Annotated in this window: 22 protein-coding genes, 1 riboswitch and 1 other annotated feature; all 22 genes read left to right on the top strand. The window is 31.0% G+C overall.

All coding sequences use genetic code 11. The features are described 5' to 3' along the window. Positions 1–15: 15 nt before the first annotated feature. The 22 genes from polA (at position 16) to hemB (ending at position 24,508) form a co-directional block, all read left to right on the top strand. On the top strand, positions 16–2,646 hold the full coding sequence (polA, locus tag GVY01_RS05810; RefSeq protein ID WP_017638211.1) for a DNA polymerase I: 2,631 nt from the start codon (positions 16–18) through the stop codon (positions 2,644–2,646). 14 nt (positions 2,647–2,660) lie between these two features. After that, positions 2,661–3,533, top strand: coding sequence for a bifunctional DNA-formamidopyrimidine glycosylase/DNA-(apurinic or apyrimidinic site) lyase (gene mutM, locus GVY01_RS05805; protein ID WP_017638210.1), 873 nt, complete (start codon positions 2,661–2,663; stop codon positions 3,531–3,533). Between the two features lie 15 nt (positions 3,534–3,548). Then, on the top strand, positions 3,549–4,151 hold the full coding sequence (gene coaE / locus GVY01_RS05800) for a dephospho-CoA kinase (RefSeq protein ID WP_017638209.1): 603 nt from the start codon (positions 3,549–3,551) through the stop codon (positions 4,149–4,151). A 184-nt stretch (positions 4,152–4,335) separates the two neighbouring features. Continuing rightward, entirely contained in the window at positions 4,336–5,361 is a 1,026-nt protein-coding gene (gene gap / locus GVY01_RS05795; RefSeq protein WP_017638208.1) for a type I glyceraldehyde-3-phosphate dehydrogenase, read from the top strand. Between the two features lie 299 nt (positions 5,362–5,660). Continuing rightward, on the top strand, positions 5,661–6,131 hold the full coding sequence (nrdR, locus tag GVY01_RS05790; RefSeq protein WP_017638207.1) for a transcriptional regulator NrdR: 471 nt from the start codon (positions 5,661–5,663) through the stop codon (positions 6,129–6,131). Beyond that, the gene (locus GVY01_RS05785; protein WP_017638206.1) at positions 6,132–7,514 is read left to right on the top strand and encodes a replication initiation and membrane attachment family protein; all 1,383 of its coding nucleotides are present in this window, start codon (positions 6,132–6,134) and stop codon (positions 7,512–7,514) included. Next, the gene (gene dnaI / locus GVY01_RS05780) at positions 7,515–8,435 is read left to right on the top strand and encodes a primosomal protein DnaI (protein WP_017638205.1); all 921 of its coding nucleotides are present in this window, start codon (positions 7,515–7,517) and stop codon (positions 8,433–8,435) included. 363 nt (positions 8,436–8,798) lie between these two features. Next, on the top strand, positions 8,799–10,736 hold the full coding sequence (gene thrS / locus GVY01_RS05775; RefSeq protein ID WP_017638204.1) for a threonine--tRNA ligase: 1,938 nt from the start codon (positions 8,799–8,801) through the stop codon (positions 10,734–10,736). A 50-nt stretch (positions 10,737–10,786) separates the two neighbouring features. Next, a riboswitch (Lysine riboswitch) is annotated at positions 10,787–10,960 on the top strand. 169 nt (positions 10,961–11,129) lie between these two features. Further along, positions 11,130–12,626 carry an amino acid permease gene (locus GVY01_RS05770; protein WP_046466789.1) on the top strand — a complete coding sequence of 499 codons (1,497 nt, stop codon included), beginning with the start codon at positions 11,130–11,132 and terminating at the stop codon, positions 12,624–12,626. A 61-nt stretch (positions 12,627–12,687) separates the two neighbouring features. Then, positions 12,688–12,811 (top strand) — a sequence feature (ribosomal protein L20 leader region). A 26-nt stretch (positions 12,812–12,837) separates the two neighbouring features. Next, positions 12,838–13,365 (top strand): translation initiation factor IF-3, encoded by a 528-nt coding sequence (infC, locus tag GVY01_RS05765; RefSeq protein WP_026083528.1) that lies wholly within the window; start codon positions 12,838–12,840, stop codon positions 13,363–13,365. Positions 13,366–13,394: 29 nt separating this feature from the next. Further along, positions 13,395–13,595: a 50S ribosomal protein L35 gene (gene rpmI / locus GVY01_RS05760; RefSeq protein ID WP_002451769.1), complete on the top strand. Its 201-nt coding sequence runs from the start codon at positions 13,395–13,397 to the stop codon at positions 13,593–13,595. Between the two features lie 55 nt (positions 13,596–13,650). Then, a complete protein-coding gene (rplT, locus tag GVY01_RS05755) occupies positions 13,651–14,007 on the top strand; it encodes a 50S ribosomal protein L20 (protein ID WP_017638201.1) in 357 nt (118 codons plus the stop codon). A gap of 211 nt (positions 14,008–14,218) precedes the next feature. Next, on the top strand, positions 14,219–14,827 hold the full coding sequence (locus GVY01_RS05750; protein ID WP_017638200.1) for an NUDIX domain-containing protein: 609 nt from the start codon (positions 14,219–14,221) through the stop codon (positions 14,825–14,827). A gap of 19 nt (positions 14,828–14,846) precedes the next feature. Further along, positions 14,847–15,764 carry a hypothetical protein gene (locus GVY01_RS05745; protein WP_029055678.1) on the top strand — a complete coding sequence of 306 codons (918 nt, stop codon included), beginning with the start codon at positions 14,847–14,849 and terminating at the stop codon, positions 15,762–15,764. 175 nt (positions 15,765–15,939) lie between these two features. Then, a complete protein-coding gene (tig, locus tag GVY01_RS05740; RefSeq protein ID WP_017638199.1) occupies positions 15,940–17,241 on the top strand; it encodes a trigger factor in 1,302 nt (433 codons plus the stop codon). Between the two features lie 233 nt (positions 17,242–17,474). Beyond that, complete coding sequence (clpX, locus tag GVY01_RS05735) at positions 17,475–18,737, top strand: ATP-dependent Clp protease ATP-binding subunit ClpX (RefSeq protein WP_017638198.1); 1,263 nt, start codon at positions 17,475–17,477, stop codon at positions 18,735–18,737. Positions 18,738–18,886: 149 nt separating this feature from the next. Continuing rightward, a complete protein-coding gene (gene yihA / locus GVY01_RS05730) occupies positions 18,887–19,474 on the top strand; it encodes a ribosome biogenesis GTP-binding protein YihA/YsxC (RefSeq protein WP_017638197.1) in 588 nt (195 codons plus the stop codon). Between the two features lie 190 nt (positions 19,475–19,664). After that, entirely contained in the window at positions 19,665–21,011 is a 1,347-nt protein-coding gene (gene hemA / locus GVY01_RS05725; RefSeq protein ID WP_159333675.1) for a glutamyl-tRNA reductase, read from the top strand. A 21-nt stretch (positions 21,012–21,032) separates the two neighbouring features. Then, on the top strand, positions 21,033–21,845 hold the full coding sequence (gene ccsA / locus GVY01_RS05720; protein WP_026083527.1) for a cytochrome c biogenesis protein: 813 nt from the start codon (positions 21,033–21,035) through the stop codon (positions 21,843–21,845). Between the two features lie 70 nt (positions 21,846–21,915). Then, a complete protein-coding gene (gene hemC, locus GVY01_RS05715) occupies positions 21,916–22,842 on the top strand; it encodes a hydroxymethylbilane synthase (protein WP_017638194.1) in 927 nt (308 codons plus the stop codon). A gap of 21 nt (positions 22,843–22,863) precedes the next feature. Next, on the top strand, positions 22,864–23,544 hold the full coding sequence (locus tag GVY01_RS05710) for a uroporphyrinogen-III synthase (RefSeq protein ID WP_017638193.1): 681 nt from the start codon (positions 22,864–22,866) through the stop codon (positions 23,542–23,544). Beyond that, the gene (gene hemB / locus GVY01_RS05705) at positions 23,534–24,508 is read left to right on the top strand and encodes a porphobilinogen synthase (protein ID WP_017638192.1); all 975 of its coding nucleotides are present in this window, start codon (positions 23,534–23,536) and stop codon (positions 24,506–24,508) included. Before GVY01_RS05710 ends, hemB begins: the two co-directional genes overlap by 11 nt. The last annotated feature ends 3 nt before the right edge of the window (positions 24,509–24,511 follow it).

The following is a 24,511-nucleotide window of genomic DNA, read 5'->3' as shown; positions in this document are numbered from 1 at the left end:
CTGGAGGTTTAGATAGTGAATAAATTAGTATTAATTGATGGTAATAGTTTAAGTTTTAGAGCATTCTATGCTTTGCCATTACTTTCAAATAAGGCAGGCATACATACAAATGCAGTATATGGCTTTGCAATGTTACTAGAGAAAATTCTAAAAGAAGAACAACCCAATCACTTTTTAGTGGCGTTTGACGCAGGAAAGACAACTTTCAGACATTCTAAATATAGTGAATATAAAGGTGGAAGACAAAAAACGCCACCAGAACTAAGTGAGCAATTCCCATACATCCGTCAATTATTGGACGCTTACCATATTAAAAGATATGAGTTAGAAAATTATGAAGCCGATGATATTATAGGAACATTGAGCCGCGAAGCTGATGAAGCTGGCTTTGAAACGATAATTATTACCGGCGATCGAGATTTAACTCAACTTGCTACTGATCATGTAACTATTTACTATACAAAAAAAGGTGTTACAGATGTTGATCATTATACTCCAGAGTTTATTGCAGAAAAATATAATGGTTTAACACCTAACCAAATTATTGATATGAAAGGTTTAATGGGTGATACATCTGATAATATACCAGGCGTGGCAGGTGTTGGTGAAAAGACAGCGATTAAGCTACTTAATCAATTTAATACTGTAGAAGGTGTATACGATCATTTAGATGATGTATCAGGTAAAAAATTAAAAGAAAAGCTCGAAAATAGTAAAGAAGACGCTTTAATGAGTAAAGATTTAGCTACAATTAATATTGAAAGTCCAATTGAAGTTAAATTAGCAGATACTAAAATGGATTCTGAAGTAGATGAATCAGATAAAATTGAGCTCTTTAAAAAGCTAGAATTTAAGCAACTACTTGCAGATATTGGAGATGTAGAGGCTACTGAGGAACAGAAAGATAAGGAATTTGATATTGAACCAAATTTTGAACATGTTGATTTTTCAAATTTAGAAGAAGCAACCATTCATTTTGAATTAGAAAATAGTAACTACTTAAGAGATAATATCCTTAAGTTTGGTTTCCATACTGGAGATTTACATGTTGTTATTGATGCAAATGAAATTTCACAATATAAAAATTTAGTACAATGGTTGGAAAATCCTAATACAAAGAAAATAGTATACGATGCTAAGAAAACTTATGTTGTTGCTCATAGATTAAACATTGACATACAAAATATTGAATTTGACGTAATGCTAGCGAGTTATATTATAGATCCATCTAGAACAATTGACGATGTGAACTCAGTAGTTACACATTACGGTCAACATTATGTTCAAGATAATATAACGATTTATGGTAAAGGTAAAAAGCATCATGTTCCTGACAATGCTATTCTTAATAAGCATGTGGCATCGATTACAGAAGCTATTTTTGCCTCTAAAACTGAAATGGAAAGTCAGTTAAAAGAATACAACCAAGTATCTCTTTTAGCAGATATAGAATTACCTTTAGCCCGTATTTTAAGCCAAATGGAAGAAATAGGTATTTATACTGATGCAAAAGATTTACAACAAATGGAAAAAGAAATTCAAGAAAAATTAGATATACTAATTAAAAACATACATGAAGCTGCTGGAGAAGAGTTTAATATCAATTCACCAAAACAGTTAGGTGTAGTATTATTCGAGACACTTCAATTACCAGTAATTAAAAAAACTAAAACAGGCTATTCAACTGCAGTTGATGTTTTAGAACAATTACAAGGGCAACATCCAATAATCGATTATATTTTAGATTATCGCCAGTTATCTAAGTTACAATCGACTTATGTTGAAGGGTTACAAAAAGTAATCAGTGATGACAAACGTATTCATACACGTTTTAATCAAACATTAGCTCAAACTGGAAGATTATCTAGTATTGATCCTAATTTACAAAATATACCAGTCCGTCTAGAAGAAGGTAGAAAAATTAGAAAAGCATTCAAACCTACGTCATCTGATAGTGTTATTTTATCTGCCGACTATTCACAAATTGAATTAAGAGTACTAGCTCATATTACTCAAGATGAAAGTATGAAAGAAGCATTTATAAATGGACATGATATTCATACAGCGACTGCTATGAAAGTGTTTGATGTAGAAGCGGACGAAGTAGACAGTCTGATGAGAAGACAAGCAAAAGCTGTTAATTTCGGAATCGTTTATGGTATTAGTGATTACGGATTGAGTCAAAGTTTAGGTATAACTCGTAAAAAAGCAAAAATCTTTATCGATGATTATTTAGATAGTTTTCCTGGTGTGAAACAATATATGTCAGATATTGTTAAAGATGCTAAAGCACAAGGCTATGTAGAAACACTATTACATCGCCGTAGATATATTCCAGATATTACAAGCCGTAACTTCAATTTAAGAAGTTTTGCGGAAAGAACTGCTATGAATACGCCAATCCAAGGTAGTGCTGCTGATATTATTAAACTTGCAATGGTTAAATTTGATGAAGAAGTACAGTCAACCAATTATCACGCAAAATTATTATTGCAAGTACACGATGAATTGATATTTGAAGTACCAAAAGAAGAAGTAGATTCATTTAGTCAATTTGTTGAAGATATTATGGAATCAGCACTTGATTTAGATGTGCCTTTAAAGGTAGATTCTAGTTATGGTGAAACTTGGTATGACGCAAAATAAAGGAAGGTATTAATATGCCAGAATTACCTGAGGTAGAACATGTTAAACGAGGTATTGAACCATACGCCATTAATACAATTATTGATAAAGTAAAATTCTCAGAAAGTGTTATTAATGGAAAAAAGAATGGTAGAGAAACCATAATCAAGGGAATCGAACTTGATAGTTTTAAACGTTTAACTGAAGGATATAAAATTATAAAAATCGACAGAAGAAGTAAATACATCGTCTTTTATATTCAACAAAATGATGAGAATCGTATTTTAATTAGTCATTTAGGTATGGCTGGTGGATTCTTCATTGTAGATGATTTAGAACAAATTACTGCACCTAATTATCGAAAACATTGGCAAGTGATATTTGAACTAAACAATGGCAAAAAATTAGTTTATTCAGATATAAGACGTTTTGGAGAGATAAGAAATGTTAGCAGTTTTGAGTCCTATCCATCATTTTTAAAAATAGCTCCAGAACCATTTGATGATGATGCATTACAACATTTTTTAGATTGTACAAATAAAAAAAGTTATATTAAAAAACCGATTAAACAGGTTATTCTAGATCATAAAGTCATTTCTGGTTGTGGAAATATTTATGCTTGTGAGGCTTTATTTAGAGCAGGTATAAAACCACATCGACTAACTCAAAGTTTAACTGACCAAGAAAAAGAAATGGTATTTTATCATGTTCGTTCAGTACTAAATGAGGGTATAAAATACGGTGGTACCAGCATTTCGGATTATCGACATGCTGATGGAAAAACAGGTGAAATGCAGCTACATCTTAATGTATACAAACAAAAATATTGCAAGGTATGTGGGCATCCAATCGAAACTGAAGTCATTGCATCAAGAAATAGTCACTATTGCCCGACTTGTCAGAAATAAAGGAAGCGTGAAAATATGTCAAAAGTAATAGGACTTACTGGTGGTATTGCATCAGGCAAATCTACTGTATCTGAATTATTAACTGCATTTGGATTTAAAGTGATTGATGCAGATACAGCTGCAAGAGAAGCAGTTGCTAAAGGTACAACAGGTTTAGAAAAGGTAAGAGAAACATTCGGAGAAGAAGCTATCGATGAAAATGGTGAAATGGATCGGAAGTATATGGGAGACTTAGTCTTTAATAATCCTGATCAACGATTAGTGCTAAATGAAATTGTACATCCGATTGTTAGAGAAATTATGGATGAAAAGAAACAACAATATATTGAAGAAGGCCATAATGTCATAATGGATATCCCGCTTCTATTTGAAAATGAATTACAAGATACTGTAGACGAAGTATGGCTTGTTTATACTTCTGAAAGTATTCAAATTGATCGTTTAATGGAGCGAAATGACTTAACCCAAGAAGAAGCAAAAGCACGTGTTTATAGTCAAATTTCTATAGATAAAAAAAGTAGAATGGCTGACCATGTCATTGATAATTTAGGAGATAAATTAGAATTAAAGCAAAATCTAGAGAAATTACTTAGCGAACAAGGTTTCATAGAAAAGTAAATTATCATTTTAAACTCAATGTCTTTTAAGGGCATTGAGTTTTTATTTTGATAATGTTTGCTTATTACATATGATTATAAAAATATTTTGTAAAGTTTAAGTAAACGCTTTCAAAATGATGTTATTATGTTATACTAATGCCATAAAGTATAACATATAAATAAATGATCAAGGGGTGCTTTAAATGGCGACAAATATTGCAATTAATGGAATGGGTAGAATTGGTAGAATGGTGTTAAGAATTGCTTTACAAAATGATAACTTAAATGTAAAGGCAATTAATGCTAGTTACCCACCTGAAACAATTGCACATCTTATCAATTATGATACAACACATGGTAAATATAATGAAAAAGTAGAAGCTATTGAGGATGGTATTAGATATAAGGACCAAGACATTAAATTAGTTTCAGATAGAAATCCTGAAAATTTACCATGGAAAGACTTAGATATAGATGTTGTCATCGAAGCGACTGGTAAATTTAATCATGGTGATAAAGCAATCGCACACATTAATGCAGGTGCTAAAAAAGTATTATTAACTGGACCTTCTAAAGGTGGACATGTACAAATGATAGTTAAAGGTGTCAACGACGATAAATTAGACGTAAATGAATTTGACATCTTTAGTAATGCATCTTGTACAACAAATTGTATCGGACCAGTTGCCAAAGTTTTAAATGATGAATTTGGTATAGTAAATGGTCTAATGACTACAGTTCACGCTATTACGAATGATCAAAAAAATATTGATAACCCACATAAAGATTTACGCAGAGCGCGTTCATGTAATGAAAGTATCATTCCGACTTCAACTGGTGCAGCAAAAGCATTAAAAGAAGTGCTACCTGAAGTTGAAGGTAAATTACATGGTATGGCTTTAAGAGTACCAACTAAAAACGTATCACTTGTGGATTTAGTTGTAGATTTAGAAAAAAATGTTACTGTTGATGAAGTAAATCAAGCTTTCAAAAATGCTAATCTAGATGGTGTGTTAGATGTAGAAACTGAACCACTTGTTTCAGTAGATTTCAATACTAATCCAAACTCTGCTGTTATTGATGCACAATCAACAATGGTTATGGGAGATAATAAAGTTAAAGTAATTGCTTGGTATGATAATGAATGGGGTTACTCAAATAGAGTTGTTGAAGTAGCTGAACAAATTGGTAAATTAATTGATTCACAAAGTGCAGTAGAAGCAGTTTAAAATTGGTAAAAATAAATATATTGAAGCTGTCAATCAAATCCAAACATAAGGATTAGGTTGGCAGTTTTAATTTTTTATAGAAAGCTTTAGAATAATAATTTAGATGTTTCTATTTTCATTAGACAAATTGTTAAATGAAGAGAAATTTAAGTATATTTGTTTTCATTTTTAAGTTAATATAGCCACTTTTTAAAAATAGGTTACACATTTTGAACCATTTATCTCAAATGCGCTTTCTTTTTTAACGTATGATTTTATAGTATAATTGAGAATAATTAAAATAGAAAAGGGTGACAATTATGAAATGCCCAAAATGTAATTCAACGCATTCTAGAGTAGTCGATTCTCGTCACGCAGACGACGCAAATGCAATTCGTCGAAGAAGAGAATGCGAAAATTGTGGTACAAGATTCACAACATTTGAACATATAGAGGTAAGTCCTTTAATTGTAGTAAAAAAAGACGGAACAAGAGAACAATTTTTAAGGGAAAAAATATTAAACGGTTTGGTTAGATCATGTGAAAAACGCCCTGTAAGATATCAACAACTTGAAGATATAACTAATAAAGTTGAATGGCAACTTAGAGATGAAGGTCACACAGAAATATCATCAAGAGAAATAGGGGAACATGTTATGAATTTACTTATGCATGTTGATCAAGTATCATATGTTCGATTTGCTTCAGTATATAAAGAATTTAAAGATATAGATCAATTATTAGCTTCAATGCAAGGGATTTTGAATGATAATAAACGGAGTGATTTATAAATGGGATTACAATCCTTTGAATTTGGATTAAGACCACAAGACAGTTTTGAAGTTATACAAAATTTCCATTTAAATTCACAACATCTAGAGATACTTAATCGTCTTTTTACACCGTTAATTGGACAACAAGCCATTGGTTTATATCATTTTATGCACCAATTTTCCAATGATAATGAACAAGCTTTAACTCACTATGTAATTATGAACGAATTAAAAGAAAATTTATTAGAATTTAGAAATCAAATGGATTTACTAGAAGCGATCGGATTAATGAAATCATTTGTTAAGCATGAAGAACAACAAACTCATTTTGTTTATCAACTTGTCCAACCTCCTTCTGCATATCAATTTTTTAATGATCCTATGTTATCAGTATTTCTTTACAGTGAGGTTGATAAAAAAAGATATCAAATTTTAAAAAAGCATTTTGAACAAGAAAATAAAGATTTATCGAATTATCAACAAACGACAAGAAAATTTACAGATGTATTTCATGTTCCTAATAAAATAATAGATGTCGATACTCAAAATATACCTCAATCAGGAGAATATGCTGGTATCGATTTATCGAATGAATCATTTGATTTTGAAATGTTAAAATCCATGTTGCATAATCATTTTATTTCAAGTGAAATAGTGACTAAAGATGCTAAAGCTTTAATCATGCAACTTGCAACACTTTATGGATTAACAGTAGATGCAATGAAACATATTATTTTAAATTCGATTACTAGTGCACAACAATTATCATTTGAAGAAATGCGTAAACAAGCTCGTTCATATTATTTAATAGAACATGATAATCAATTACCTAAATTAGAACTAAATCAGAATATTAAACAAAACAATACGGCAACACAAAATAAAGAAGATAAAGATCCTGAAAATGATACAGATGCTTGGTTAGATTTATTAGAACAAACAAGTCCTATTGATATGTTAGCTTCTTGGTCAGAATCTGAACCAACTTTGTCACAAAAAAATATGATTGAAGAATTAATTCATAGAGAGAAAATGAATTTTGGTGTGATTAATATCTTGCTACAATTCGTAATGCTTAAAGAAGATATGAAATTACCTAAATCGTATATTTTTGAGATTGCTTCTAATTGGAAGAAAAAAGGGATTACTACAGCCAAACAGGCTTATGAATATGCCTTGAAGGTAAACCAACCTAAACCAACATATGAATCAAAATCTAATTCCTATCAAGGATATAATAGAAAAAGTAAATTAGTCTCTAGAGAAAAAACACCTAAATGGTTAGAAGAAAGAGACAATCCAAATGCTGCAGAACATTCAAAAGATGAAACTGATGATCAATTTGAAAAAGATCGACAAGCATTTCTAGAACAATTAAATAAAGATTGGGAGGAGGATTAGATGGAAAGTTTTAAGCAAATTGTTGGGTCAAATAAAGATTTCGGAAAAAGAATTGCAAAAATACGTCAACAAGTAGTTAATGATCCTGACGTTAAGACATTTTTAAATGAACATCAATCAGAGATAACAAATGCTATTATTGATGAGGATTTAAATGTTTTACAAGAATATAAAGATCAACAAAAACATTATGACGGTCATAGTTATAACGAATGCCCAAATTTTGTTAAAGGTCATGTACCAGAATTATATGTAGAAAATGAACGTATAAAAATTCGTTATTTACCTTGTCCTTGTAAAATTAAATATGATGAAGAACGTCTTAATTCTCAATTAATTACATCACATCATATGCAACGTGATACATTAAACGCTAAAATAAAAGACATTTATACGACTGGACGTAATCGATTAGACTTAGCAATGCAAGTTAATGATATTTGTAAAAAATTGATTAATAACGAAGATGTTAAAGGTTTATATTTATATGGTCCTTTTGGTACTGGAAAATCATTTATTCTAGGTGCTATAGCTAACCAACTTAAGGCTAAAAAAGTACCATCTACTATTGTCTATCTGCCAGAATATATTAGAACATTAAAAGGTGGTTTCAAAGATGGTAGTTATGAAAGAAAATTACAAAGAATACGTGAAGCTAATATTTTAATGTTAGACGATATCGGAGCAGAAGAAGTTACGCCATGGGTTAGAGATGAAGTGATAGGACCATTGTTACATTATAGAATGGTTCATGAATTACCTACATTTTTCACTTCAAACTTAAGTTATGAAGAATTAGAGCATCATTTATCAATGACACGTGAAGGCGCTGAAAAAACTAAGGCTGCTAGAATTATTGAAAGAATTAAAACATTATCAACACCATATTTCTTAAAGGGAGAAAACTTTAGAAACAATTGATATTTTTAAATAATATTGTATAATGGAATTAAATCTAAATCGTTGAAACTGTTGAAGATAAGATAATTTAATCACTATTACACAGAAAGCCATTACTTGATGAGAATATGGTTAATATATTAAATTATTACTACTTTAATGTATGGCATTTGTAATGAATGCTCGGCTCAAGACCGTTATCTTATGTAGAGAAGACGTTGAATGTAATCTTTTGGTTATATTTTGACGTTCAACTAGGGTGGTACCACGACGATCTCGTCCCTGTATTAGGGGCGGGATTTTTTTATTTTCTCACATTCGTTACAACTTGATATTTATTCAATAAGTCAACGATATGATTTTCATATTTTAGGAGGTTATAGTATGGATCAAATTAATATTCAATTCCCAGATGGCAATTCAAAAGCATTTGATAAAGGCACTACTACAGAAGATATAGCGCAATCAATAAGTCCTGGATTACGTAAAAAAGCAGTAGCAGGAAAATTTAATGGGCAAATGGTAGATTTAACACGTCCATTAGAAACAGATGGTGAGATTGAAATTGTAACACCAGGTAGCGAAGAAGCTTTAGAAGTTTTACGTCATTCAACTGCTCATTTAATGGCACAAGCTTTAAAAAGATTATATGGTGACGTTAAATTTGGCGTAGGTCCAGTTATTGAAGGTGGATTCTACTATGATTTTGATACTGAAGAAAAAATCTCATCTGACGATTTTGAAAAAATTGAAAAAACAATGAAACAAATAGTGGATGAAAATCATAAAATAGAACGTAAAGTTGTATCAAGAGATGAAGCTAAAGATTTCTTCAAAGACGATCCATACAAGTTAGAATTAATTGATGCGATTCCAGAGGATGAAAATGTAACATTATATTCTCAAGGCGAGTTTACTGATTTATGTAGAGGTGTACATGTACCTTCTACTTCAAAAATTAAAGAATTCAAATTACTTTCTACAGCTGGTGCATATTGGCGTGGCGATAGTAACAATAAAATGTTACAACGTATCTACGGTACAGCATTTTTCGATAAAAAAGATCTAAAAGCTCATCTTCAAATGTTAGAAGAACGTCGCGAACGTGATCACCGTAAAATTGGTAAAGAATTAGATTTATTCGCAAATAATCAACTTGTAGGTGCGGGTTTACCATTATGGTTACCAAATGGTGCTACAATTCGCCGTGAAATCGAGAGATATATCGTTGATAAAGAAGTAAGTATGGGCTATGACCATGTTTATACACCAGTTATCGCTAACGTAGATTTATATAAAACATCAGGTCACTGGGATCATTATCAAGAGGATATGTTCCCAACAATGAAATTAGATGAGACAGAAGAAATGGTACTACGTCCTATGAACTGCCCACACCATATGATGGTTTATAATAACAAACCACATTCTTATCGTGAATTACCAATTCGTATTGCTGAATTAGGTACTATGCATAGATATGAAGCTAGTGGTGCAGTATCTGGATTACAACGTGTAAGAGGTATGACATTAAATGACGCTCATATTTTCGTAAGACCTGACCAAATTAAAGAAGAATTTAAACGTGTTGTTAATTTAATTCAAGATGTATACAAAGATTTTGGATTTGAAGATTATACTTTCAGATTAAGTTATCGTGATCCAGAAGATAAAGAAAAATATTTCGATGATGACGAAATGTGGGTAAAAGCTGAAAAAATGATTAAAGAAGCTTCTGATGAGTTAGGACTTACTTATGAAGAAGCAATTGGCGAAGCGGCATTCTATGGTCCTAAATTAGACGTTCAAGTTAAAACAGCTATGGGTAAAGAAGAAACTTTATCAACTGCACAATTAGACTTCTTATTGCCAGAACGCTTTGAATTAACTTATATTGGCCAAGATGGAGAACAACATAGACCAGTGGTTATTCACCGTGGTGTTGTATCTACAATGGAAAGATTTGTAGCATTCTTAACAGAAGAAACAAAAGGGGCGTTCCCAACATGGTTAGCACCTAAACAAGTAGAAATCATTCCAGTAAATGTTGATTTACATTATGACTATGCTAGATTAATTCAAGACGAATTAAAATCTCAAGGTGTACGTGTAGAAATCGATGACCGTAATGAAAAAATGGGATATAAAATTCGTGAAGCACAAATGCAAAAAATCCCTTACCAAATAGTAGTGGGAGATAAAGAAGTAGAAAATAAAGAAGTAAATGTGCGCCAATATGGTTCACAAGATCAAGAAACTTTAGAAAAAGATGAATTCATTTGGAATTTAGTTGATGAAATTCGTTTGAAAAAACATAGATAAACTTGAAATTAACAGTCAGTTCATGTATATTACAAGGTAGTTAAAATAAAAGTTGAGTTAGAGGTTGCAATATTAAATAGTAGCTTGTCAGAAGTTGTATGGAACGAATGTTGAACAAGTCAAAGGTAATATTGCCGAAACAAACGTTAACCATAATAGACGTTTGTTGGGACAGTTTTCGAAAGAAACTGTACTGTCACTTAATGTGATGTGCTACCTAATATAGATAAAAGCAAAGTGGTTGCATATCTTAAAGGTATGTAGCCACTTTTTTATTTGCAATGATAAAGTTAATTATTGAATGAAACTAGCAATTTTAACGAAAGTCATGCATTTAGTTTTGCTTTGAAAAAGTAACATTGAAGCCTCTAAATACAAGGAAAGGATTCTTCTATGAGTAAAAATCAAAATCAGAATGAAGGCGTTCAACGAGGTTTAAAAGATCGACATCTTTCCATGATAGCAATAGGAGGGTGTATCGGTACTGGACTATTTATGACTTCTGGTGGTGCTATTCATAGTGCTGGTGCGTTAGGTGCACTATTAGCATACGCCATTATTGGTGCCATGGTCTTTTTCTTAATGACATCATTAGGAGAAATGGCAACATATTTACCAGTTTCTGGTTCATTTAGTACATATGCAACACGTTTTGTTGATCCATCATTAGGATTCGCATTAGGTTGGAATTACTGGTTTAACTGGGTTATTACAGTAGCTGCAGACGTTACAATTGCAGCACAAGTGATTCAATATTGGTCACCAATGCAAGGTGTACCAGCATGGATTTGGAGTTGTATATTCCTTGTTATTATCTTTGCATTGAATTCACTATCGGTTAGAGTATACGGAGAAAGCGAATACTGGTTTGCATTAATTAAAGTTGTAACTGTTATCATATTTATCATTATAGGTTTATTAACTATTGTCGGAATCATGGGCGGTAAATTTGTAGGCTTTGAAACATTTACAAAAGGCGAAGGCCCAATATTAGGTGGTAATTTAGGCGGTAGTTTATTATCAATTTTAGGTGTATTCTTAGTTGCAGGGTTCTCTTTCCAAGGTACTGAGTTAATAGGAATCACAGCAGGAGAATCTGAAAATCCAGAAAGAGCTGTACCTAAAGCAATTAAACAAGTGTTTTGGAGAATATTACTATTTTACATTCTAGCGATATTTATTATAGGTATGTTAATTCCTTATGATAGCAATGCATTAATGGGAGGAGATAGCAGCGTATCAACGTCTCCATTTACATTAGTATTCCAAAATGCAGGCTTAGCATTTGCAGCATCATTTATGAATGCTGTTATATTAACTTCCGTATTATCCGCAGGTAACTCAGGTATGTACGCTTCTACAAGAATGTTATATTCTATGAGTAAAGATAAATTAGCATATGCATCATTCTCAAAAACTAATAGAAATGGTGTACCTTATATTTCTCTAGCAATCACTGGAATAATTGTAATTATTATCTTTTTATTACAACATTTAAGTGGTGATGCTTATGACTATATTGTAGCTGCTAGTGGTATGACTGGCTTTATCGCGTGGGTAGGTATTGCAGTCAGTCATTATAGATTTAGACGCGCATTTGATAAACAAAATTATGATAAGTCTAAATTGAAATATAAAGCTAAATTATTCCCATTTGGTCCAATATTTGCTGGATTCTTATGTGTTATTGTTATTTTAGGTCAAGATGTTGATTTCATTAAGACTGGTGATTTTGATATCAATAGATTTATCATTACTTATATGGGTATCCCAGTATTTTTAGCATTCTTTATTTATCATAAAGTAAGATATAAAACTAAAAAAATTCCATTAGAAAAAGTGGATTTACGTCAAGATGTGTCTATGGAAGAAGTAAGACATCATGATTAAATAAAAAAATAGTTGACGAATACATTAATAGTTGGTATGATTAGTAACGTTGAATACGAAACGAACCAAGTAGAAGCTCCCGCTTCTCACCTGTAGCGACGCTGTAAGCAGTTGGCAGGTTAATCATGTTACACAATTAATGTGTGAAGAAGAGCGGGTAGTGATACTCGCTCTTCTTTTTGCTTGGGACAATTTCGTAAAATACTGGGAGGTGTCAACCATAGCAAAAGATCAAACTCAAATTAATGAGAAAATTCGCGCGAAAGAACTTCGTTTAGTAGGTCAAGATGGTGAACAAATTGGTGTCAAATCAAAACAAGAAGCTTTAGAAATGGCTGAACGTGTTGATTTAGATTTAGTAATCGTAGCACCAAATGCTAAACCACCTGTTGCTAGAATTATGGATTACGGTAAATTCAAATTCGAACAACAGAAAAAAGAAAAAGAAATGAAGAAGAAACAAAAAACAATTAACGTTAAAGAAATTCGTTTAAGTCCAACAATTGAGGAACACGATTTCCAAACAAAATTGAAAAATGGACGTAAATTCCTTTCTAAAGGCGATAAATGTAAAGTTTCAATTCGTTTCAGAGGTCGTGCAATTACGCATAAAGAAATTGGTCAACGCCAATTAGAAAAATTTGCTGAAGAATGTAAAGACCTTGCTACTGTAGAACAGAAGCCTAAAATGGAAGGCCGTCAAATGTTCCTTATGTTAGCACCAATTAATGAAAAATAATTAAATTAATTTCTAGGAGGAAATGAATCATGCCTAAAATGAAAACTCACCGTGGAGCAGCAAAACGTGTTAAAAGAACTGGTTCAGGTCAATTAAAACGTTCAAGAGCTTTCACATCTCACTTATTCGCAAACAAAAACACTAAACAGAAACGTCAATTACGTAAAAGTAGATTAGTTTCTAAAAGTGATATGAAACGCGTAAAACAATTATTATCTTATAAAAAATAATGAAATTAACGATTATCGATTAATAACGTAGATAGAATCTAAGGAGGAATTTAATATGCCACGAGTAAAAGGTGGAACAGTAACAAGAGCACGTCGTAAAAAAACGATTAAATTAGCTAAAGGTTACTTCGGTTCAAAACATACATTATATAAAGTAGCTAAACAACAAGTCATGAAATCAGGTCAATATGCATTCCGTGACCGTCGTCAACGTAAACGTGATTTCCGTAAATTATGGATTACACGTATCAATGCAGCAGCTCGTAAACATGACATGAGCTATTCAAAATTAATGAACGGCTTGAAAAAAGCTGACATCGATATTAACCGTAAAATGTTATCTGAAATTGCTATTTCAGACGACAAAGCTTTCGGTGAATTAGTATCAAAAGCTAAAGACGCTTTAAAATAAATTAATCTTTGATAAGATAGGAAAACCTTTCTAATCTTTATCAAATTATAAAAGCTGAGACATTTTATGATGTCCCAGCTTTTATTTATATTTCTTCGACCAAATATTATATTTAACTATAATTTTATAAAACAATGAAAAGTTATAAATCGCGATTTGAAAATAAGTTTGATAGAATGAATTCATAAAAGTAAGTATAAAGGAGAAAAGTATGTCTAAATTTGATGAGCAAATTATTGTAGTACCAAGAACAACTCTTTTTGATAATGAAACAAATGCGTTTAATGGCTTTCTATCGAAAAGTGATGTAAAAGGCGATAATATTTTTAATTCATTAAGTCATTATGAAGTTAAACGTAGAGGAGATATGGAAGAAAACCCAGACTATAAACAACTTATCTCATATTGTCTTTTAGAAAACCAAAATGGCGAAATTCTCGTTTATGAACGCCTATCTGGTGGAGGAGAAGAACGTTTACATGGACAATCATCTATAGGTGTAGGTGGACACATGAATGATGTTGTCGGAGCAGATTCAATCAATGAAGTATTACGAGTCAACGCTCAAAGAGAATTAGAAGAAGAAGTAGGTCTATCTACAGAAGATTCTCAAAATATGGAATATATTGGATTCATAAATGACGATAATAACGACGTTGGTAAAGTTCACATGGGTGTTGTTTTTAAAATCACTGTGAATTCTAACGATGTAGAAGCTAAAGAAACAGACACTTTAAGAATTAAATGGATTGAAAAAGGAAAAATTGAATCTTATGATGACTTTGAGACATGGAGTGCATTAATTCTTCAAGATTTATAATAATTGAGGTGCAAAATGAATGTCAGATATCATTCCGTTTCCATTATCAGAGGGAAAATTAAAAAAAGAAATCAAACAAGCTGAGTTAACGCAAAATTTTGATGAAATGTATAATCTATTTGAACAATATGAAAGTCAATTCGATTTAGATGAAAATTTGGCTATGACAAAATGCAACATGTTATATCAAATGAATGCATTTTTAGAATTGAGAGAAGAAGCAATCATCTTATTAAAAAAAGGTTTAAACAGATATGATGATTTAATGATTTATTACGTTAAAAGTTTAAATGGATTAGAACAATACTATGAAGCTGTTGAAGTCATAAATCAAATTATAGATGAAGTGCGTGATCATAAGACAAGAATGGAGTTATTTCCTTTAAAAGAATATGCACAAGCTCAGTTACAATCTAATAAACAACAACTTTCACAATCTTTAACTGAATTTAATCACTTAAGTACCAGAGAACAAACTCATATCTTACTTCAATTAATAGATAATGGACATTTTGACTTTAAAGAATCGATAAATTATTTATTAAACAATTATTCCTTTGAAAATAATATTATAAGTTTAATGATAGAGTATTTAAGATTCGCTCAATCAGAGGAGCCTATAAGAATTGATAAATACGGTTATACATCAGAAATTAAACCAAAAGATTTAAAAGGTCTTGAACATACAACTATGAAAACTCGAATTATACCTGAAGTGATTAATCAATTAGAAGACGGTGCTTTACATATTGTAGACGAGGCGAACCACATTATGAACAATCATTCTATATTATTATATCCTCTTAATATAGAAGAAATATTTACCATTGATGAATGGACAAACGCATATGATGTTTATTTTAAAGGAATGATTGGTATAGAAAAGAATGTGGTGAAAGAAGAGGCATTAACTTTTATAAAACAATTAGAAAGTTGAATTCGAATTTAATTTCTTGCAAAAGAGAAATAAATCATTTAACGTGAAATTTAATTGAAATAAGTAGTAAATAATTTCACAAACGTTGCAATTTCAATGTTTGTGTACGTAATTGACCTATGCTATAATAGGGAAGTTGAAAAAATAAAATAGTTATTCATGGAGGTATTTATACATGACAGCAACTTGGGAAAAAAAGGAAGGTAACGAAGGATTATTAACAGTTACTGTTCCAGCAGAAAAAGTAGATAAAGCATTAGATCAAGCATTTAAAAAAGTAGTTAAACAAATTAATGTACCTGGATTCCGTAAAGGTAAAGTGCCTCGTCCAATTTTCGAACAACGTTTTGGCGTTGAAGCGTTATATCAAGACGCAGTAGACATCTTATTACCTGAAGCTTATGGTGAAGCAATTGATGAAACAGATATTAAACCTGTTGCTCAACCTGAAGTTAATGTAACTCAAATTGAAAAAGGTAAAGATTTCATTTTTGAAGCTACTGTAACTGTTGAACCAGAAGTTAAATTAGGTGACTACAAAGGTTTAGAAATCGAAAAACAAGAAACTGAATTAACTGATGAAGAATTAGATGAATCAATTAACCATAGTTTAAGTCATATGGCTGAAATGGTTGTTAAAGAAGATGGCGCTGTTGAAAATGGCGACACTGTTAATATTGATTTCAGCGGTTCAGTTGATGGTGAAGAATTTGAAGGTGGACAAGCTGAAGGTTACGACTTAGAAGTTGGTTCAGGTTCATTTATCCCAGGTTTCGAAGAACAATTAGAAGGCATGAAAACTGGAGAAGAGAAAGATGTAGTAGTTACTTTCCCAGAAGAATACCATGCTGAAGAATTAGCTGGTAAAGAAGCTACATTCAAAACAAAAGTAAATGAAATCAAATATAAAGAAGTACCTGAATTAGACGATGAAGTAGCTAATGAATTAGATTCTGAAGCAAATTCAGTTGATGAATACAAAGAAAATTTACGTAAACGTTTAGCTGAACAAAAAGCAACAGAAGCTGAAAACACTGAAAAAGAAGAAGCTATTAACAAAGCAACTGAAAATGCTACTATCGACATTCCTCAAGCAATGATCGATACAGAATTAGATCGTATGGTTCAAGAATTTGGCCAAAGAATTCAACAACAAGGTCTAGACTTACAAACTTACTTCCAAATTTCAGGTCAAAATGAATCTCAATTAAGAGAACAAATGAAAGACGATGCAGAACAACGTGTTAAAACAAACTTAACATTAACTGCAATTGCTGATGCTGAAAATATCGAAGTTACTGACGAAGATATCGATAAAGAATTAGAAAAAATGAGCGAACAATTTAATATCTCTGTAGAAGATATTAAAAACACATTAGGTAATACTGATATCGTGAAAAACGATGTTCGTATTCAAAAAGTAATTGACTTATTAAAAGATAATGCAAAATTAGTTGAAGGTAGTAAAGAAGACTAATTTATAGATATCCTCTACAGCAACAAACATTTAATATTATTATTCTTATATTAATAATTGGAAGGTTTAATAAGATAATCTATCTTGTGGGGTGGGGCCATGAGTTCAATCTATAACAGTTTGAATTCAGTCCCACTCTTTCCTATTTTTTAAGCAAATAAATTGAATGTTATTATGTTGCATTATAGAATGCTATCTAGTATAGTCTTTATGGAATAGGGGTGTAGAAAAGAATGTTCAAATTCAATGAAGATGAAGAAAATTTAAAATGCTCTTTCTGCGGTAAAGATCAAGATCAAGTTAAGAAATTAGTTGCAGGAAGTGGCGTGTATATTTGTAATGAGTGTATTGAACTATGCTCAGAAATCGTTGAAGAAGAATTAGCACAAAATTCTTCAGAAGAATTAACAGAATTACCAACTCCTAAAGAGATTATGGACCATTTAAATGAATATGTAATCGGTCAAGAAAAGGCTAAAAAAGCTTTATCTGTAGCTGTATATAATCACTATAAACGTATTCAACAACTAGGCCCTAATGAAGATGATGTTGAATTACAAAAAAGTAATATCGCATTAATCGGACCAACAGGTAGTGGTAAAACATTATTAGCACAAACATTAGCTAAAACATTAAATGTTCCATTTGCAATTGCAGATGCTACTAGTTTAACTGAAGCTGGCTATGTTGGTGACGACGTTGAAAATATCTTATTACGCTTAATTCAAGCAGCAGACTTTGATATAGACAAAGCTGAAAAAGGTATTATATACGTTGATGAAATTGACAAAATTGCAAGAAAATCTGAAAACACATCAATTACACGAGATGTTTCCGGTGAAGGTGTTCAACAAGCACTATTAAAAATCTTAGAAGGTACGACTGCTAGTGTACCTCCTCAAGGTGGACGTAAGCATCCGAACCAAGAATTGATTCAAATTGATACTACAAATATCTTATTCATCCTTGGTGGTGCATTTGATGGTATCGATGAAGTAATTAAACGTCGTTTAGGTGAAAAAGTAATTGGATTTGCTAGTAATGAAGCAGACAAATATGATGAAGAAGCATTACTAGAACAAATTAGACCAGAAGATTTACAGTCTTATGGTTTAATTCCAGAATTTATCGGTCGTGTTCCAATTGTAGCTAATTTAGAAACGCTAGATGTAGATGCACTTAAAAATATATTAACTCAACCTAAAAATGCATTAGTTAAACAATATACTAAAATGCTTGAATTAGATAACGTTGAATTAGTATTTAGCGATGAATCTTTATCTGCTATTAGTGAAAAAGCTATTGCACGTAAAACAGGGGCACGTGGTCTTCGTTCAATAATTGAAGAAGCACTAATTGATATTATGTACGATGTACCATCATCAGAAGATGTTACTAAAGTCGTCATTACCGAAAAAACAATCAATGATGAAGTTGAACCTGAATTATATGATTCAGAAGGTAATCTAATTAATGATAGTAAAACATCAGCATAAATAACGTTTAAATAGAGTCACATGTTTGTGGCTCTATTTTTTTGTTTAGAAAATGAGTGATTTACTTCTATTTGAAAATGTAGGATGACATTAATATAGGAGTAATGGTAAAGTGTTAATGTGAGAAATAAGTAAAGAGAGGATCACCAATGAAAATTAATCCTAATAATATAGATTTAATTATAAGTGCTGTCAAAGAAGAACAGTACCCAGAAACAGAAGTACCAGAAGTTGCATTAAGCGGACGTTCAAATGTGGGGAAATCATCATTTATTAATAGTATGATAGGTCGTAAAAACATGGCAAGAACTTCACAACAACCTGGTAAAACTCAAACATTAAATTTCTTTAATATCGATGACCAGCTTGTGTTTGTAGATGTGCCCGGTTACGGATATGCGAAAGTAAGTAAAGTACAACGTGAAAAATTCGGCAAAATGATTGAAGAATATTTAACAACACGTCAAAAATTACAACTCGTTATCCAACTTGTTGATTTGAGACATAATCCAACTGAAGATGACGTGCTCATGTATAATTATTTAAAACACTTTGATATACCGACGCTAATTATATGTACTAAAGAAGATAAAATTCCTAAAGGGAAAGTACAAAAGCATTTAATTAATATTAAACATAAATTAGATTTAGAAGATGGCGATACGATTGTAAGTTATTCTTCTGTCAAAAATAATAAACAACAACAAATTTGGGATCTTATCGAGTCTTATTTATAATTACTTTAAATATTCACAGAAACATTTCAATATATACAATATTTTTATGAGATTTAAAGAAATTAGTAACAATTTTGACAAAAAATTGAATGTAGATTAGAATCTTTCTAATTTATTTGAGCAATCGACTTAATAAAAGATTCAAATGTGTTATACTTGTGTTATTGTAAGTATATGGAGGGCGTTATAAATGCATTTTATAGCAATAAGCATTAATCATCGAACTGCTGATGTAGCACTAAGAGAGCAGGTTGCTTTTAGAGATGATGCCTTACGATTAGCCCATGAAGATTTATATGAAACTAAATCCATCTTAGAAGATGTTATTTTATCTACATGCAATCGTACTGAAGTATACGCCGTTGTTGATCAAATCCATACAGGTCGTTATTACGTCCAAAGATTTTTAGCACGTAAATTTGGATTTGAAGTAGATGATATTAAAGATATGTCAGAAGTTAAAGTGGGGGACGAAGCAGTAGAACATCTATTGCGAGTTACTTCTGGATTAGATTCTATTGTACTTGGTGAAACACAAATTCTTGGTCAAATGCGAGATGCATTTTTCTTAGCTCAAGAAACAGGTACAACAGGAACAATTTTTAATCATTTATTTAAACAGGCAATTACTTTTGCTAAAAAAGCGCATAGTGAAACTGATATTGCAGATAATGCTGTTAGTGTTTCATATGCAGCTGTTGAATTAGCTAAAAAGGTATTCGGAAAACTAAAACATAAACAAGCTGTCATTGTTGGTGCAGGGGAAATGAGTGAACTATCACTCTTAAATCTTTTAGGATCAGGAATTACAGATATAACTATTGTTAATAGAACTTTGAGTAAAGCTAAAACTTTAGCTGAAAAACATCAAGTTAACTATCAATCTTTAGATGAATTACCAACTTTATTACAACATGCTGATATTGTTATCAGTTCTACAAGCTCAGAATCATATATCATTACCAATGATATGATTGAATCTATTGCTAATCATCGTAAATTAGATTCTTTATTACTCGTTGATATTGCAGTTCCACGAGACATAGAACCAGGTATTGATGCCATTAACAATATTTTCAACTACGACGTAGATGATTTAAAAGGACTCGTAGATGCGAACTTAAGAGAACGTCAGTTAGCTGCAAAAACTATTGTTGAGCAAATACCTAGTGAGATTGAAACTCATAATGATTGGGTAAATATGTTAGGTGTGGTACCAGTTATTAGAGCATTACGTGAAAAAGCAATGAATATTCAATCTGAGACTATGGATAGTATTGATAGAAAGTTACCTGATTTATCAGAAAGAGAAAGAAAAATCATTTCTAAACATACGAAAAGTATTATTAACCAAATGTTAAAAGATCCTATTAAGCAGGCTAAAGAATTAAGTAGTGATAAGAAAAGTAACGAAAAATTAGAGCTCTTTCAAAGCATTTTTGACATAGAAGCTGAAAATCCTTATGAACAAGCAAGACAGCACAAAGAAAGTAAGGCTAAAGAAATTTCGGCTCGTCGAATTTTTAGTTTTGAATAAGCATATTAATATGGTGATGATATGCAAGAAAACCTGTTTATTAGATTTCATGAAATAATATTAATTATATATTTGATAAGCATTGTTTGCTATTTTCTAGATTTTGTACGTAAAAGTCATAAGATTAGAGTATTTGGCATGTATACATTAGGGATTGTTTGGGTTTTACAAACAATCTCTTTATCTGTTTTTATTATACAAACAAAACATGTGCCATTAGGTTCTTTATTCGACGTATTTTTCTCGTTGACGTGGATTATTATTTCAATATCACTGATTTTGAATTTAATAAAAACATTAAATTTTTCTGTTTTCTTTTTAAATTTAATTGGTTTTATCCTTATGGCAATGATTACGTTTGAACCTAATAGATATCATAGCCAAGTTCAGCAAATTGCAGTAATCAATGAATTATTACTTGTTCATATAGGTTTAGCTATATTGAGTTATGCCTTTTTTGCACTAGCATTTGTAAATTGTTTACTTTATATCATTCAATATCGTAATTTAAAAGAAAAGAATTTTGATCAAAAATACTTTAGAATCGGAAGTGTAGCCACACTTGAATCTATTGTATTTTTTACAACTTTAGCAGGTTGGATTATACTCATAATTAGTATTATTTTAGGCGCTCAATGGGGTGTTTTCTCTGTAGGAGAACGAATCTTTATTGATCCTAAAGTTATCTTTTCAACTATCATTACAATATTGTATGGTATTTATTTAATATTTAGAGTGAGAAAAGTTTTCATTCAAAGATATCTTATATACTTTAATATTATTTTATTCTGTTTATGCATGATTAATTTGTTTTTTACTACTCATTTCTCATAATTAATAGTAGTTAAAATTAATAGCATTGAAATATATAATAAGATTGAGTGATTGTTTAGGAGGCAGCAAAATGCGTAAATTAGTGGTTGGATCTCGAAGAAGTAAACTAGCCTTAACACAAAGTCAACAATTTATAGATAAATTGAAACAAGTACGACCTGACTTAGATATAGAAATTAAAGAAATAGTAACTAAAGGTGACCGTATTGTTGATAAACAGTTATCTAAAGTTGGTGGCAAAGGTTTATTTGTTAAAGAAATCCAAAACGAATTATTCAATAAAGAAATAGATATGGCTATACATTCTTTAAAAGACGTCCCAAGTATTATTCCAGAAGGACTGACATTAGGATGTATTCCTGATAGAGAAATTCCATTTGATGCATATATTTCTAAAAATCATACTCCTCTAAGAGAGTTGCCAGAAGGAAGCATTGTTGGAACAAGTTCGTTAAGAAGAGGCGCTCAAATTTTAGCTAAATATCCACATTTAGAAATTAAATGGATTAGAGGTAATATTGATACACGTCTAAAAAAATTAGAAACTGAAGATTATGATGCAATTATTCTTGCCGCTGCTGGTTTAAAACGTATGGGTTGGTCAGATGATATAGTGACAACTTATTTAGATAAAGATATTTTACTTCCAGCCATTGGTCAAGGTGCATTAGGTATTGAATGTAGAAGCGATGATACTGAATTGTTAGAACTTTTAAAAGAAGTTCATAACGAAGATGTAGAAAAATGCGTGACTGCTGAAAGAACATTTTTAGCTGAGATGGATGGTAGTTGTCAAGTTCCTATCGGTGGTTATGCTACGATTAATGGCAGTAAAGAAATAGAATTTACAGGATTAATCATGACACCTGATGGTACTGAACGATATGAACATACTGCTATAGGTACTTCTCCAGTAGAACTTGGTAGAGAAGTTAGTCGTGTTTTAAAAGAACAAGGTGCTTATGAAATTATTAGAAAATTAAATGAAGAACAATAATCTTCGAGGTGACACTTAAAAATGAGACCAGTTATAGTTATGACACAAACAAGTAAATTTCAAAGTGATTTGGTTGAGATTATTCATAAACCATTTATAGACATACAATCACTTTATTTTGATGAAAACTTGTTAAAAAATAACTATGACTGGCTTATTTTTTCGTCTAAAAATGCAGTCAAATATTTTTTAAAATATATGAATTTGGTAAATTATCATAAGGTAGCTGCAATAGGTAAAAAAACTGCTGAATATTGTCAATCATTAGATATATCAGTAGATTTTATTCCAAAAGATTATTCACAAGAAGGATTTATAAATCAATTCTCAGAATATAATCAAAAGATACTTTTACCTTCTAGTAAACAAGCTAGACCGTATTTATATGATGAGTTATCAAAAACAAATGATGTAGTTAAAATTGACTTGTATGAACCTATACCTAATTATCAACATATAAATGAAGTGAAATCACTAATCAATAATCAAAAAATTGATGCTTTAACATTTTCAAGTTCGTCTTCAGTGCGTTATTATTTTAATGAAGACCCGATACCTAAGTTTGATCATTACTTTGCAATTGGTAAGCAAACGGCTGAAACACTTCATTCTTTTAATCAAACAGTAAAGGTTGCAAATAAACAAACATTAGCGTCGATAATAGATAAAATATTAGAAAGTAGGGACAAAAATGAAATTTGATAGACATAGAAGATTACGTTCTTCTCGAACAATGCGAGATATGGTGCGAGAAACACATGTTAGAAAAGAAGATTTAATTTATCCTATATTTGTAGTTGAAAAAGATGATGTGAAAAGTGAAATTAAATCACTACCAGGTATATATCAAATTAGCTTGAATTTATTACATGAAGAAATAAAAGAAGCTTATGATTTAGGTATTAGAGCAATTATGTTCTTCGGTGTACCTAATGAAAAAGATGATGTTGGTTCTGGTGCATATGATCATAATGGTGTCATTCAAGAAGCAACTAGAATAGCTAAAAAAATGTACAGTGATTTATTAATCGTAGCAGACACATGTTTATGTGAATATACAGACCATGGTCATTGTGGTGTCATTGATGATCATACTCATGATGTTGATAATGATAAATCTTTACCTTTATTAGTTAAAACTGCTATTTCTCAAGTAGAAGCAGGTGCAGACATCATAGCACCAAGTAATATGATGGATGGCTTTGTAACAGAAATTAGACAAGGATTAGATGATGCAGGATATCAAAATGTACCAATTATGAGTTATGGTATTAAATATGCATCAAGTTTCTTCGGACCGTTTAGAGATGCAGCTGATTCTGCTCCTTCATTTGGAGATCGTAAGACATATCAAATGGATCCTGCCAATCGTTTAGAAGCGCTTAGAGAATTAGAAAGTGATTTAAAAGAAGGTTGTGACATGATGATTGTTAAACCAGCTTTAAGTTACTTAGATATTGTTCGCGATGTTAGAAATAATACTAATATTCCTGTTGTTGCATATAATGTAAGTGGGGAATATAGTATGACTAAAGCAGCTGCTTTAAATGGTTGGATTGATGAAGAAAAAGTAGTTATGGAACAAATGGTTTCAATGAAACGTGCTGGTGCAGATATGATTATTACTTACTTTGCTAAAGATATTTGCCAGTATTTAGATAAATAACCA

Origin of the sequence: Staphylococcus sp. 8AQ, from assembly GCF_902506595.1 — a bacterium.
GTDB lineage: Bacteria > Bacillota > Bacilli > Staphylococcales > Staphylococcaceae > Staphylococcus > Staphylococcus pasteuri.
This window is presented reverse-complemented; position numbering and strand designations above follow the sequence as displayed.

Coding starts and splice junctions, on each gene's coding strand:
- mutM (WP_017638210.1), top strand. CDS start 2,661: ATGCCAGAATTACCTGAGGTAGAACATGTTAAACGAGGTATTGAACCA.
- coaE (WP_017638209.1), top strand. CDS start 3,549: ATGTCAAAAGTAATAGGACTTACTGGTGGTATTGCATCAGGCAAATCT.
- gap (WP_017638208.1), top strand. CDS start 4,336: ATGGCGACAAATATTGCAATTAATGGAATGGGTAGAATTGGTAGAATG.
- nrdR (WP_017638207.1), top strand. CDS start 5,661: ATGAAATGCCCAAAATGTAATTCAACGCATTCTAGAGTAGTCGATTCT.
- GVY01_RS05785 (WP_017638206.1), top strand. CDS start 6,132: ATGGGATTACAATCCTTTGAATTTGGATTAAGACCACAAGACAGTTTT.
- dnaI (WP_017638205.1), top strand. CDS start 7,515: ATGGAAAGTTTTAAGCAAATTGTTGGGTCAAATAAAGATTTCGGAAAA.
- thrS (WP_017638204.1), top strand. CDS start 8,799: ATGGATCAAATTAATATTCAATTCCCAGATGGCAATTCAAAAGCATTT.
- GVY01_RS05770 (WP_046466789.1), top strand. CDS start 11,130: ATGAGTAAAAATCAAAATCAGAATGAAGGCGTTCAACGAGGTTTAAAA.
- rpmI (WP_002451769.1), top strand. CDS start 13,395: ATGCCTAAAATGAAAACTCACCGTGGAGCAGCAAAACGTGTTAAAAGA.
- rplT (WP_017638201.1), top strand. CDS start 13,651: ATGCCACGAGTAAAAGGTGGAACAGTAACAAGAGCACGTCGTAAAAAA.
- GVY01_RS05750 (WP_017638200.1), top strand. CDS start 14,219: ATGTCTAAATTTGATGAGCAAATTATTGTAGTACCAAGAACAACTCTT.
- GVY01_RS05745 (WP_029055678.1), top strand. CDS start 14,847: ATGTCAGATATCATTCCGTTTCCATTATCAGAGGGAAAATTAAAAAAA.
- tig (WP_017638199.1), top strand. CDS start 15,940: ATGACAGCAACTTGGGAAAAAAAGGAAGGTAACGAAGGATTATTAACA.
- clpX (WP_017638198.1), top strand. CDS start 17,475: ATGTTCAAATTCAATGAAGATGAAGAAAATTTAAAATGCTCTTTCTGC.
- yihA (WP_017638197.1), top strand. CDS start 18,887: ATGAAAATTAATCCTAATAATATAGATTTAATTATAAGTGCTGTCAAA.
- hemA (WP_159333675.1), top strand. CDS start 19,665: ATGCATTTTATAGCAATAAGCATTAATCATCGAACTGCTGATGTAGCA.
- ccsA (WP_026083527.1), top strand. CDS start 21,033: ATGCAAGAAAACCTGTTTATTAGATTTCATGAAATAATATTAATTATA.
- hemC (WP_017638194.1), top strand. CDS start 21,916: ATGCGTAAATTAGTGGTTGGATCTCGAAGAAGTAAACTAGCCTTAACA.
- GVY01_RS05710 (WP_017638193.1), top strand. CDS start 22,864: ATGAGACCAGTTATAGTTATGACACAAACAAGTAAATTTCAAAGTGAT.
- hemB (WP_017638192.1), top strand. CDS start 23,534: ATGAAATTTGATAGACATAGAAGATTACGTTCTTCTCGAACAATGCGA.